Below are 12,614 nucleotides of genomic sequence, written 5' to 3'. Positions count from 1 at the left end.
GGAGACAAGACATGAAGGCAGTTCACTTTGGTGCAGGTAATATTGGTCGCGGCTTTATCGGCGAGATATTGGCTGCCAACAACTTTGAAATCACATTTATTGATGTCAATGAAACGATCATTGACGCCTTAAAAGCAAGACAAGGGTATACGATCGAATTAGCCGATGAGACCCAAGAACAGATCCACATCGAGCATGTGACGGGATTGAACAATGCCAAAGAACCAGAAGCGGTGATCCAAGCGATCGCCGAGGCAGACATCCTTACGACCGCCATTGGTCCCAACATTTTGCCGCATATCGCTGAGCTGATCGCCAAAGGCTTAGAAGCACGTCAGCAACACCCAGACAAGCCAGCCATTGATGTGATCGCCTGTGAGAACATGATCGGCGGATCGACCTTTTTAAAAAGCGAAGTGCAAAAATACGTTGCGGATTGGTCCGCGTTAGAAGCGACGGTTGGTTTTCCAGATGCAGCGGTGGACCGCATCGTACCGCTGCAGCACCATGAAGATCCTTTATTCGTTCAAGTAGAACCTTTTTGCGAATGGGTGATCCAAGAGTCAGGGATGAAATCCTCGATCCATCTGCAAGGGGTCCATTATGTGGCGGACCTGGAACCGTATATTGAACGGAAATTATTCAGTGTCAATACGGGTCATGCTACGGTAGCGTACACAGGCGCCCTCCAAGGCTATCAGACGATCGATGAAGCGATGCAGGACCATTTAGTGGTGATCCAATTAAAATCCGTTCTCGAAGAAACTGGGCGGCTTTTAATTGAGAAGTGGGCCTTTGATCCCGAAGAACATGAACGGTATATCGAAAAAATCATCCAACGCTTTAAAAACAAACACATTTCCGATGCTATCACTCGGGTGGCACGGACACCTGTCCGCAAATTAGGGACCGAAGAACGCTTTATCCGACCAGTCCTTGAGTTAGAAAAACGCAACATGCAGCCAGACCATCTCTATGAAACGATCGGCATGATCTTCAACTACAAAGATCCGGAAGATGAGCAAAGCCAACAGTTACAAGCACTTTTGGATGAAAAATCACTACCGGAAGTCATTGCAGAAATCACTGGCTTACAAGATGAAGACATGATTGAAACGATCCGACAAAACATTGAAAAATATGCGTATGTTGCCGCATAAAAACGAGTAACACACAGAACAAGCAGATAAATTGCCGCATCCGTAAAAGCTAGCCCAACAAGCGAGCTTTTGCGGATGTGTTAATTTCTTTCAACGCTTGTTTTGTGTTTTTTTGCTCACGGATTGACCTTTGCTGCTAACTTGACGATAATAAGAAAAGAAATGAGGGAGAGCGATGGAACGATGGTTTGAAGAAGCCCAGCTTCAAGTAATTGAGTTGCCGATCGAATGGCAGGAAAACCGCCCCGTCTATCGGGCCTTTATCCGTGAATTGCCGACGATCCAAGGGGAAGGAACTTCGCGGCAAGCTGTTTATCGGCAGTTGGCAGAAGCCTATGCGGCTTACCTTGCCCAACTTCGAGAGGCCAATGAGACACAGGAAGAAATGACGTCTTCCTTATTATCGACGGAAGAATTATTGCGCTACTATGATGGCGAGACTTTCGATGGTTTTGAGCTGCCCTCTGACGAGTAACGGGGAAAGAGCCATTCACTGAAAACTGAAAAGCTACGCAAGAAAAAACCGCTCAGCTGCAGCTCGATCGATACGAAGGATCGAACGCTGCAACTGGCGGCTTTTTTTCTCTAAGAAACCAAGTCTTATTCGTGGTTAATTCAATGCCTCGGTAATGGCTTGATTGAAGGCATCTAGATCATCTGGGTTTCGGCTGGTGATCAACCGATAGGTTTCGTCGATCACGACGGGCTCATCTTTGACGGTGGCACCTGCGTAGGCTAAATCTGGTCGCACAGAATCATAAGCCGTCAAGGTCAAATCTTTTGTCAGTCCTGTTTGGATAAACAGTTGTGGGCCGTGGCAAATGGCAAAGACGGGACGATCAGATGTCAAAAAGTCTTTCGTCAATGACACATAGCGCTCATCGGTCCGTAATTGGTCAGGGGAGAAACCGCCTGGGATCAACAAAGCATCAAAACTTGCAGGATCGATCGTATCGATGGTCGCATCGACGGTAAATGTTCCACCTTGTTTGCCTTCGACGGTCTCGGCGCCTTCATTACTAATAACGACTACTTCGTGTCCAGCCGCTTCCAGTGCTTCTTTTGGTGACGTCAACTCAACATCTTCAACTAGATCAGTGACAATAACAGCAACTTTACTCATTCGATCTCCTCCTTATTACTTGATGAACAATTTGTTCACCTGCTATTATTTATGCTAACGAAGATTTTCGCTGTTGACAAATCATCTGTTTGTCCGCAGCTTGAAAAAGAAAGAAGGCAACGCCATGGCAACGATCCAACTATTTATCTCTGATACCCCCCTTTGCTTTGAAAAAGCGGAATTCACTTTTATGGAAGAAACATTTGTCATCGAGAAACAGCAATTATTTGAAAAAGTTGATGCGGTGATGCATCAGGAGGTATCCTCGGCCTTGGTTTCATTGGTAGAAAAAGCCCTTTTGACGCTAGAAGCGATCGGGGAAGAAGAGGATTATTTCGACCTGCTTTATTTGACCTATGAGAATACCCGCCATTCCCTCAGCGGACAGCAATTACTCGCGCAGCCGTTTCCAGCTGTAGAAGCAGCCTTGCAGCCAGTCTTTGATGAGTTGGCAGAACCGATCGTAGAAAAGTTTTATGAGGAGCTGACCAATCAGCTAGAAGAAGTCGCTGATGATGAACTGTTTAGTTCTTATTATCTGGATGAGGAGGAAGCGGTGATCCAAATCGATGCCCCGATCCCACATGAAGAAGTGATCGCCTTGCCCGCCCTTTTACGGGATTACCATGGCACGTTGCGATTGACCTTTGAAAAGTTTTATGAATACCTTGTGTAGCGGCGGCAACTGCCGTCGTTGTTTTTTTGTGAAAACAGTTACATGTTTAGTTTTTTTTAAATCCTGCGACAGAAGCCTCTGGAATCTTGACCCTTTTGTCAGAAACGATTATAAAGGTAAGAAGAGGCTGAAGGAACCGAGGCTGCCAATGGGCAACATCGGGTAAGAAAAGGATGAGAATCATGCGAAAAGTCCCGCCTATTTTAAAACCAATTGCACTTTTAACGATATCAACGATTATTGCCACTGCCACCGGCGTGGTGAATTCAGGCAGCTACCGCCAACCAAGTCGTGCGACGGAAACGACAGAGACGACCGAACAAGCACCAAGTGAAAGCACACCCTCTTCGATGACAGAAGACAGTCAAAATCAGACACCTGCTAGCACGGACTCACAACCGACGAACGATGACCAGCAGACAACACCGTCATCCAGCAGTGAACCAGCATCGTCGGGAACGACACCGTCTTCTTCGACACCGGCCAGCACAACACCTTCAAGTGGAGCGACAGTTCCGTCAACGCCGGCAAACAATCAGGAAATACCTTCTTCAAGTGAAGAGACCACGCCAGATCCACAAGGGATCATGGATGAGAATCAAGGAAATGAGTAGGTGAGAAAATGACGCTTATTTTAGATTTAATCAACGGCATCCATAAATTTTTGGGCTATCTCGATATCAGTCCTAAATATTTGAACCGTGCCTATACCATCCTCAGTATCATTCCAACGGCGTATATTTTGCGGATCGTCTACGGGATGTTTGCGAACCAAAACTATTTTCAAGCGATCCTTTATACGGTCGGCTTTTTGGTCTTAGTCTACTTCTGGGTACTGAATATCTTCTATTATTTCTTAAACAAAAATATGAAGTTCGATGTCACACAGGCCTTTGTCAAAGTTTTACCAGACGAAGTCTTCAATATTGAAGGAGAAACCATCAGCACCACCGACATTGATCGTTTGACGACTGAAAAAGCGGTGATCCATTTTGAAGAAGACTATCAGCTGGTATTGGCGAATCATTTGCAGACCTTGATCGCTCAAGAAGAATTGGCGATCAAACCGTCATCCAACGGCTTTACGATCCCGAAAAACACCTTGTATCCTTACTATTTTGTTAAACAGCAAGGGGAAAATGAGTACGCATTGCAGATCGGTACTAGCTACACGGAGATGACGAAAGTCGGCACGATCCAATGGACAGGCAAACAACCTTTAGAGCCAGTGGGTTTATTTATCACTGGCGGTGATTTTATCAAAAATGATGTGAAATACCATGAACCATACAGTTTGAAATTGTACGTCAAAAAAGAGATTTCTGAAGAAGAACCACAGACCTCAAGACAGGCGTATCGACGACAAGCACGCAAATAAGAAAAGCAGTCCTCTCAGAGCGTTCTCTGAAGGGACTGCCTTTTTGGTATCTCGGTTATTCGATCGGGATGTTTTTTGCGGGTGCATCTTTGTAGCTGGCTTTTGGTAACGTCAGGGTCAAAACGCCGTCTTCAAACACTGCTTTAATGGACTCGTCATCAATGTCTGTGATGGTGAAGGTCCGTTGATAGGCACTGCTAGAGCGTTCTTTGCGCAAATAATGTCCGAAATCATCCTCGGTTTCCGTGGTCTCTGTTTGAGCCGCTGAAATCGTCAGGGTGTTGTTGACGTAACTGACGCGGATGTTTTCTTTCTTGATGCCGGGTAAATCTGCTTGAACGAGATACTTGTCTTCGTACTCTTTAATGTCCGTATTCATTTGCCGTTCTTGCCAAAAACTGTTCATTAATTTGCCTAATAGTTCTTCGCCGCCTGCGAAATCTCTTGGAATCAAATTTGCCATGTGGTTCCCCCGCTTTCTTTTATCTATTGAGTTGGTACTTCTATTTTACGAGGAACCAAGCCAAAGGGCAACCAAAATGGCAACAATCATAAAAACAAGAGAAATCACTCAACTATCTTATAAGAATCTGCTATGATAGAACTAAATAACTATCAGATGATTGGATGAATGAAGATGGAGATTATTGAAAAAGCGCCAGCTAAGATCAACCTCGGTCTCGATGTGTTAGAGAAAAGAACAGACGGCTACCATGAGTTGGAAATGGTGATGTCTAGTGTTGATCTAGCCGACCGTCTGATAATGGAAGAGATAGCAGAAGATAAGATCATTATAGAAACCAACAAAGCCTTTTTGCCGATCGACAAACGCAATAATGTCTATCAAGCCGCCAGTATCTTAAAAAAACGCTACGGCATAAAAAAAGGCATCCGTATCCGCATCACCAAGAATATCCCGGTGGCAGCTGGGTTAGGTGGTGGCAGTACGGATTGTGCGGCAGCGCTGCGGGGGATGGTTCGCCTTTGGGACTTGGATCTTTCCATGGCAGAGCTGATCGATATTGGTATGGAAGTTGGCACTGATGTTCCCTATTGTCTGTATGGGACCACTTCCCATATTGCAGGAAAAGGGGAGCTGGTGACGCCGCTGCGGCCGATGCCGCAATGTTGGGTCATCTTAGTCAAACCTCGTCTGAGTGTTTCAACGGGGAAAATCTTTCAAGAAGTTGAGCTGGATCAACTGCACCATCCAGATATCGCAGCATTGTCTGCCGCCGTCTTAGCCGAAGATTACCCAGCAATGATCGCTGCCATGGGCAATAGCCTAGAAGCCATCACGATCCCGAAGTATCCGATCGTCCAACAGATCAAAGATCGCATGATGAAATACGGCGCAGATGTTGCCTTGATGACCGGCAGCGGACCGACTGTCTTTGCTCTTTGTCAAAAATATTCGCGGGCACAGCGGGTTTATAATGCCTTAAAAGGATTCTGCGATGAGGTTTATCTTGTACGTACATTGAAATGAATGAGTCAAGGACACAGGCTGGATTCGCCTGTGTTTTTTTGCATTCCTTCTATAAAATCCAGTTCAATAGTAAAGAATAAGGCAGCTGAGGTAGGGAGGAAGCATCTAGAAGCTGCCTTACAGAAAAGACCCCGACGAAAAAAAGGCGTCAGGGTCTGATTCTTTACGTAAAGCAAAGGCTATTCTTTTTGGTGCTGCTTCTTTGCGGATTTTTTCTTTTTGTCTTCTTCGTACAATGGTTTGTCGATCGTTTTGCGGATTTCTTCGGTTTGCTGCGATGCAGGATCTTCCGGTAAATCGATTCGATTCAGCAGTTCGCTGTTGTTTACAGTTGGCGGCACAGTTACAAATTCGTTCATCTTCGTTTCCTCCAAGTGCTTTTAGATGATTATCCTACTTACTCTCTAATTTTTCAAGTTATCACAAAGGAATCGCATGGCCAACGGTGTAAAATAAGACGATGTTCCCGAGAGAAGAATCCGCTTCAAATGAACGTTTTCTCCTATGTTTTCCGATTTATCTCGAAATAAAAGTTTTAAATCGTAAAATGTACGATTTGTCTTGACGAACCGGAAATCATTTGATAGAGTAACTTTTGCTAACAAAACGGAGTTGTTCCGTTTTAAAATAAAAAGAAGAGCCAGCAAATGGAAGGGGAAATCCCGATGAAAAAAATCTTACTTACTACAGCACTCCTTTTAGGGGGCGTGCTTCTTGGCGCTTGTGGGCAGCAAGAAGCGACAAGTCAATCGAGTGACACAGAGAAGCTGTCGATCGTCACGACGTTTTATCCAATGTACGAATTTACGAAAGAAGTCGTAGGTGATGCAGCAGAGGTCTCCTTGTTGATCCCTGCAGGAACCGAACCCCATGACTATGAGCCAAGTGCCAAAGATATGACCAAAATCATGGATGCAGATGCCTTTGTCTACAATAGTCCTGAGCTAGAAACTTGGGTCGCTAGTTTGACGGATTCCGTCGATCCTGAGCAAACAGCCGTGATCGAAGCGGCCAAAAACATTCAGTTGGTGGAAGGCACAGAGGAGGAAGATCATGACGCGCATGATCACGAAAGCGAAGACAGCCATGAAGGCCATGATCATACGTACGATCCTCATGTTTGGACCGACCCAGTCTTAGCGATCCAAGAAGTAGAAACGATCCGCGATGACTTGATTGCGAAGTTTCCTGAGCAAAAGGCAACTTTCACGGAAAATGCAGCTGCCTATATCGAAAAGCTTTCTGCTTTAGATGAAGCCTACCAAGCGGCGTTAAAGGATGCGACCCAACGAACCTTCGTTACGCAGCACGCAGCCTTTGGCTATTTGGCACGGCAGTATGATTTAGTCGAAGAATCGATTTCGGGCATTTCACCCGATCAAGAACCAACGCCAAGTCGGTTGGCTGAGCTGAAAGAATATGTAGAAGAAAAACAAGTCAAAGTTATCTATTTTGAAGAAAACGCGTCATCGAAGGTGGCTGAGACCTTAGCGTCTGAAACAGGAGTGGAGCTGGCGGTCTTGAATCCATTAGAAAGCTTGACGCAAGAGCAGATGGATAACGGCGAAACATACCTGTCTGTAATGGAAGACAATTTGGCAGCATTACAAAAAAGTATTCACTAAGGAGGCGCCTGCGTGCGTTATATCGATGTAAAAGATTTGACCTTTTATTATGATGATGAGCCCGTCTTGGAAGACATTTCCTACTTTGTCGAAGACGGCGAATTCGTGATTTTGACTGGCGAAAATGGGGCGGCAAAATCTACTTTGATCAAAGCAACCCTTGGTTTGTTGAAACCTTCTAAAGGAGCAGTCACCTTGGCGACCAAAAATGCTGCTGGTGAAAAATTAAGCATCGGCTACATTCCTCAGCAGATTGCTTCCTTTAACGTCGGGTTCCCCAGCACCGTTTTGGAATTGGTCCAATCGGGCCGCTACCCAAGAGATCGCTGGTTCAAGCGCTTGACGAAACGAGACCATGAACATGTCCGCCGTGCATTAGATGCCGTCGGTATGTGGGACGTGCGTCATAAACGGATCGGCGAGTTGTCCGGTGGCCAAAAACAGCGGATCAGCTTGGCACGGGTCTTTGCCACGGACCCTGATTTATTTATTTTAGATGAACCGACTACGGGGATGGATGAACAATCCCGCAATCTGTTTTATGAACTGCTACGGCACAATGCTCATGACCACGGCAAGTCGATTTTGATGATCACCCATGATCACGAAGATATCAAAGAATATGCGGACCGTCAGATCCGTTTAGTGCGGAAGGAGGATTCACCATGGCGTTGCTTTCATATGAATTCATGAGAAGAGCTTTTCTTGCGGCGATTTTTATTGCTGGTATCGCACCGATGCTGGGGGTCTTTCTAGTGATTCGGCGACAGTCATTGATGGCTGATACGCTGTCCCATGTCTCTTTAGCAGGGGTGGCACTGGGCTTCTTTCTAAATCTAAATCCGAGTTTGACGACGCTATTGATCGTAGTCATTGCCGCAATCATTTTGGAATACTTGCGAACACTGTACCGCAGTTATTCAGAGATCTCGATCGCCATTTTGATGTCTGGCGGCTTAGCGTTAGCCCTCGTCTTGATGAACCTTAGCGGGGGGAACTCCGCAACGAGTATCCAATCGTATTTGTTTGGGTCGATCGTTACGATCACACAAGAACAAGTCTGGATCTTAGGCTTTTTGTTTTTAGTCGTTTTTGCTTTATTCTTCTTATTCAAACGGCCCATGTACATTTTGACCTTTGATGAAGATACCGCTCATGTCGATGGCTTGCCTGTGCGAGTGATGTCCATGCTCTTTAATGTCTTGACGGGGGTGGCAATCGCCATGATGATCCCGATTGCGGGTGCATTGTTGATCTCTGCGATCATGGTTTTACCAGCTGCCATCAGTATGCGTTTAGGCAAGAGCTTCAATGCCGTGATTTTGATCAGTGTCGTGATCGGCATGATTGGGATGATGTCTGGTTTGACCAGTTCCTTTTATTTGGACACACCACCGGGAGCGACGATCACGCTGGTTTTTATCGCTCTTTTCTTAGTGATCAATTTGATCAAACGCATCGTGATCCTCGTCCAACGAAAACAACGCCTAAAATAAAGGGCTTTATGAAAAAGAAACGAAGAATTTTCGTTTCTTTTTTTTAAACTCTAATCAAAACCGAACAATATAAGCAATATTTTAGATAATGCTCGCATTTATCCCGAAAAAGCCTTATAATAAGGCGAATAAACTAAAGGAGTTGTCCGGTGTGAAAATACGTCGAAGTGAACGACTGATCGATATGACACATTACTTGTTGAATCATCCCCATGAATTGATTTCATTGTCCTTCTTTTCTAAACGATATGCCTCTGCAAAATCATCGATTAGCGAAGATTTATCTATTATCAAAAAGACCTTTAAAGAACGAGGAACAGGCATTCTTGATACCGTGCCAGGCGCTGCTGGCGGTGTTTTTTTTGTGCCTGAAATTTCTGAAGAAGAAGCGTATGCGTACGTCGAAGGGCTGGCAGAACGCTTGTCTGAGCAAGACCGTTTGTTGCCTGGCGGCTACGTCTATCTATCTGACTTATTAGGCGAACCGGAATTGCTGCGCCAAGTCGGCCGCATCATCGCTTCCAAATATTTAGGCGAACAAATCGATGCGGTGATGACCGTTGCTACTAAAGGAGTGCCGATCGCTCAAGCAGTCTCTTACTACTTGAATGTTCCCTTCGTGATCGTGCGTCGTGATTCCAAGATCACTGAAGGCTCGACCGTGAGTGTCAATTATGTCTCTGGTTCTTCAGAGCGCATCGAAAAAATGGAATTATCCAAACGCAGCTTAAAGCGCGGCTCTAGAGTATTGGTGGTCGATGACTTTATGAAAGGCGGCGGCACGGTCAATGGGATGAAGAGCTTGATTGAAGAATTTGAAGCCGAATTAGTCGGTATTACGGTTTTTGCCGAAACGAAATTCAAAGGCAAGCGGGCCATCAGCGATTACAGTTCTCTGCTGTATGTTGAAGATGTCGATACCCAGACCAAAACGATCTCGGTAGTACCGGGAAATTACTTTGAGAAAAAAGCCTGATTTTTTGTGGCTCTTAGACTGGCGCAAGCAGCTGTTTTTTAAACGGCGGCCGCCAGTCTTTTTTTTGATTGGTCTAGGTGGGGATTCCTTAAATCGTTGAAATTTACAAGTACTTGGGCTAAACTGTTTATAGGAAATTCAATGAACAAAAATCGTTCAGATTGATAGGAGTGGAATACGTGGACGCACGTTTTGCAATAATTTTAGCGGCTGGAAAAGGCACGCGCATGAAATCGAAGTTATATAAAGTGTTACATCCCGTTTGTGGCAAACCAATGGTGGAGCACATCATGAATCGAGTGGTGGAAACAAATCCTGAAGAGATCGTGACGATCGTCGGTCACGGGGCAGAAATGGTCAAAGAGCAGCTGGGGGATCGCACCAACTATGCCTTACAAGCCGAACAATTGGGTACTGGCCATGCTGTCGTTCAAGCCGAATCATTTTTAAAAGGCAAAAAAGGGACGACCTTAGTGATCAGTGGGGATACACCGTTATTGACGACGGAAACCTTGAATAACTTGTTCGATTACCACCAAGGGAAAAATGCGTCGGCGACGATCTTAACGGCGCAAGCGGCAGACCCAACAGGCTATGGCCGAATCGTGCGGGATCGTGTCGGTATCGTGGAGAAAATCGTTGAGCAAAAAGATGCGTCGATCGAAGAAGCGTTGATTCAAGAAATCAATACAGGGACGTATTGCTTCGACAATGAATTGTTATTTGACGCCTTGGCAAAATTAGATACGGACAATGCCCAAGGGGAGTACTACTTGACTGATATCATCGAGATCTTAAAGGAAGACGGCAAAATCATCGCTGCTTATCAAACCGAAGATTTTCATGAATCATTAGGAGTCAATGACCGCATCGCCTTAGCCGAAGCCAATCGCTTGATGCGTCAGCGGATCAATCGTCAGCACATGCAAAATGGCGTGACCTTGATCGATCCTGCAACGACTTATATCGACGAAGGTGTTGTGATCGGCTCAGATACCTTGATCGAAGCCTGTGTCACCATCAAAGGGAAGACGACGATCGGAGAAGATTGTGTCATTACGGCAGCTTCTGAAATTGAAGACAGCAAGATCGGCAACCAAGTGACGATCAAGGCATCGACGATCGAGGAGAGCATCATTCATGATGGCGCCGATGTCGGTCCCAATGCCCATCTTCGTCCTAATGCGGAAATTTTGGCCCATGCCCATATCGGGAACTTTGTGGAGGTCAAAAATGCGACGATTGGTGAAGGCACCAAAGTCGGACACTTGTCTTATGTTGGCGATGCGACCTTAGGCAAAAACATCAATGTCGGTTGCGGCGTAGTCTTTGTTAATTATGACGGCAAGAGTAAATTCAAAACGACTGTCGGCGACAATTGCTTTATCGGCTCTGGCTCCAATCTAGTTGCGCCATTGACCATCGAAGAGGAAACGATGATCGCTGCTGGCTCAACGATCACCAAAGATATTCCTAAACACAGTATGGCGATTGCCCGCGCCCGTCAGGAAAATAAAGCGGATTACGCGAAAAAGTTGCCTTATCTAAATTAGAAATAGCGAAATGACTTGATTTCTTAAGGAAAAATGACTACTATTTATTAGGAAGAAGATTCTAGTAAAAGGAGTCATTTTTTTCTAGATGAACGCAAAGAAAGTGGAGGTTCTCATGTCAAATCATTATTTTGATCCAAGATTGAAGATTTTTTCTCTGAACTCAAATCGTCCTTTGGCGGAAAAAATCGCAGCTGCAGTAGGTGTTGAATTAGGTAAGTGTTCAGTCAAACAATTTAGCGATGGTGAAATCCAAGTGAATATTGAAGAAAGTATTCGTGGTGCCCACGTCTACGTGATTCAATCAACCAGCAGCCCTGTAAACGATAACTTAATGGAATTGCTGATCATGATCGATGCTTTGAAGCGCGCCAGTGCGAAGACGATCAATGTAGTAATGCCTTATTATGGTTATGCAAGACAAGACCGCAAAGCGCGATCAAGAGAACCAATCACCGCAAAACTTGTAGCAAACATGATCGAAAAAGCCGGTGCGAACCGCATGGTTACACTGGATTTGCATGCCTCACAGATTCAAGGGTTCTTTGATATCCCAGTTGACCACTTGATGGGTGCACCATTGATCGCCAACTACTTCTTGGAAAGAGGCATTCAAGGCGATGACGTCGTCGTCGTTTCACCAGACCACGGGGGCGTGACTCGTGCCCGTAAATTAGCTGAGTTTCTTAAATCACCAATCGCGATCATCGACAAACGTCGTCCGAAAGCCAACGTAGCAGAAGTCATGAATATCATTGGTCATGTTGAAGGCAAAACTTGTGTCTTGATCGACGATATGATCGATACTGCGGGTACCATCACATTGGCTGCGAATGCGTTGAAACAAGCAGGTGCTAAAAGTGTCTACGCCTCATGTACCCACCCTGTCTTGTCAGGACCTGCCTTGGAACGGATCGAAGATTCTGCCATTGAGCATCTAGTTGTGACAGATTCGATTCACTTGCCAGAAGACCGCAAGTCGAAAAAAATCGATGAGATCAGTGTCGGTGCCTTGATGGGCGAAGCGATCAAACGAATCCATGAGAACAAACCAGTCAGTCCACTGTTTGAATCAAAATTATCAATTTAATCGTGTCTCATAAGCATGAGAACAACAGCCAATGGTCGGTCTTTAGCC

15 protein-coding genes are annotated in these 12,614 nt (G+C 45.3%); 12 read left to right on the top strand and 3 right to left on the bottom strand.

The window, feature by feature from the left end:
* Positions 1-11: 11 nt before the first annotated feature.
* Together IGK14_RS16275 and IGK14_RS16270 are read left to right on the top strand one after the other, a co-directional pair.
* Positions 12-1,160 (top strand): mannitol-1-phosphate 5-dehydrogenase, encoded by a 1,149-nt coding sequence (locus IGK14_RS16275; protein ID WP_010748851.1) that lies wholly within the window; start codon positions 12-14, stop codon positions 1,158-1,160.
* Positions 1,161-1,335: 175 nt separating this feature from the next.
* On the top strand, positions 1,336-1,635 hold the full coding sequence (locus IGK14_RS16270; protein ID WP_010748852.1) for a hypothetical protein: 300 nt from the start codon (positions 1,336-1,338) through the stop codon (positions 1,633-1,635).
* Positions 1,636-1,770: 135 nt separating this feature from the next.
* Here the strand turns inward: IGK14_RS16270 and IGK14_RS16265 are convergent, their stop codons facing one another.
* Positions 1,771-2,283, bottom strand: coding sequence for a type 1 glutamine amidotransferase domain-containing protein (locus IGK14_RS16265; protein ID WP_010748853.1), 513 nt, complete (start codon positions 2,281-2,283; stop codon positions 1,771-1,773).
* Positions 2,284-2,407: 124 nt separating this feature from the next.
* Here IGK14_RS16265 and IGK14_RS16260 point away from each other — a divergent pair, with 124 nt between their 5' ends.
* The 3 genes from IGK14_RS16260 to IGK14_RS16250 all read left to right on the top strand — a co-directional run bounded on the left by IGK14_RS16260 (position 2,408) and on the right by IGK14_RS16250 (position 4,337).
* Complete coding sequence (locus IGK14_RS16260) at positions 2,408-2,959, top strand: hypothetical protein (RefSeq protein WP_010748854.1); 552 nt, start codon at positions 2,408-2,410, stop codon at positions 2,957-2,959.
* Between the two features lie 182 nt (positions 2,960-3,141).
* Entirely contained in the window at positions 3,142-3,573 is a 432-nt protein-coding gene (locus tag IGK14_RS16255; RefSeq protein ID WP_010748855.1) for a hypothetical protein, read from the top strand.
* 8 nt (positions 3,574-3,581) lie between these two features.
* On the top strand, positions 3,582-4,337 hold the full coding sequence (locus tag IGK14_RS16250; protein WP_005230266.1) for a DUF6681 family protein: 756 nt from the start codon (positions 3,582-3,584) through the stop codon (positions 4,335-4,337).
* A gap of 55 nt (positions 4,338-4,392) precedes the next feature.
* Here IGK14_RS16250 and IGK14_RS16245 read toward each other — a convergent pair whose 3' ends face one another.
* The gene (locus tag IGK14_RS16245) at positions 4,393-4,800 is read right to left on the bottom strand and encodes an Hsp20/alpha crystallin family protein (RefSeq protein WP_010748856.1); all 408 of its coding nucleotides are present in this window, start codon (positions 4,798-4,800) and stop codon (positions 4,393-4,395) included.
* 174 nt (positions 4,801-4,974) lie between these two features.
* Here IGK14_RS16245 and ispE point away from each other — a divergent pair, with 174 nt between their 5' ends.
* Positions 4,975-5,826 (top strand): 4-(cytidine 5'-diphospho)-2-C-methyl-D-erythritol kinase, encoded by an 852-nt coding sequence (ispE, locus tag IGK14_RS16240; protein WP_005230268.1) that lies wholly within the window; start codon positions 4,975-4,977, stop codon positions 5,824-5,826.
* A gap of 179 nt (positions 5,827-6,005) precedes the next feature.
* On the opposite strand, the gene IGK14_RS16235 is transcribed toward ispE, so the two are convergent.
* Positions 6,006-6,185: a hypothetical protein gene (locus tag IGK14_RS16235; RefSeq protein ID WP_005232965.1), complete on the bottom strand. Its 180-nt coding sequence runs from the start codon at positions 6,183-6,185 to the stop codon at positions 6,006-6,008.
* 306 nt (positions 6,186-6,491) lie between these two features.
* Here IGK14_RS16235 and IGK14_RS16230 point away from each other — a divergent pair, with 306 nt between their 5' ends.
* The 6 genes from IGK14_RS16230 to IGK14_RS16205 all read left to right on the top strand — a co-directional run bounded on the left by IGK14_RS16230 (position 6,492) and on the right by IGK14_RS16205 (position 12,566).
* Positions 6,492-7,451 (top strand): metal ABC transporter substrate-binding protein, encoded by a 960-nt coding sequence (locus tag IGK14_RS16230; RefSeq protein WP_034696266.1) that lies wholly within the window; start codon positions 6,492-6,494, stop codon positions 7,449-7,451.
* Positions 7,452-7,463: 12 nt separating this feature from the next.
* Positions 7,464-8,144, top strand: a complete 681-nt coding sequence (locus IGK14_RS16225) for a metal ABC transporter ATP-binding protein (RefSeq protein ID WP_005232967.1) — start codon at positions 7,464-7,466, stop codon at positions 8,142-8,144.
* Positions 8,117-8,947, top strand: coding sequence for a metal ABC transporter permease (locus IGK14_RS16220; protein WP_005230272.1), 831 nt, complete (start codon positions 8,117-8,119; stop codon positions 8,945-8,947). Before IGK14_RS16225 ends, IGK14_RS16220 begins: the two co-directional genes overlap by 28 nt.
* Before the next feature lie 151 nt (positions 8,948-9,098).
* On the top strand, positions 9,099-9,923 hold the full coding sequence (gene purR, locus IGK14_RS16215; protein WP_005230273.1) for a pur operon repressor: 825 nt from the start codon (positions 9,099-9,101) through the stop codon (positions 9,921-9,923).
* Between the two features lie 179 nt (positions 9,924-10,102).
* Positions 10,103-11,476, top strand: a complete 1,374-nt coding sequence (glmU, locus tag IGK14_RS16210) for a bifunctional UDP-N-acetylglucosamine diphosphorylase/glucosamine-1-phosphate N-acetyltransferase GlmU (protein ID WP_010748857.1) — start codon at positions 10,103-10,105, stop codon at positions 11,474-11,476.
* A 115-nt stretch (positions 11,477-11,591) separates the two neighbouring features.
* The gene (locus tag IGK14_RS16205; protein WP_005230276.1) at positions 11,592-12,566 is read left to right on the top strand and encodes a ribose-phosphate diphosphokinase; all 975 of its coding nucleotides are present in this window, start codon (positions 11,592-11,594) and stop codon (positions 12,564-12,566) included.
* The last annotated feature ends 48 nt before the right edge of the window (positions 12,567-12,614 follow it).

Origin of the sequence: Enterococcus sp. DIV0970a (assembly GCF_051711265.1) — a bacterium.
Lineage (GTDB): Bacteria > Bacillota > Bacilli > Lactobacillales > Enterococcaceae > Enterococcus_D > Enterococcus_D casseliflavus.
Note: the sequence above shows the minus strand (reverse complement) of the source record. Positions and strands in the feature narration are given on the sequence as shown.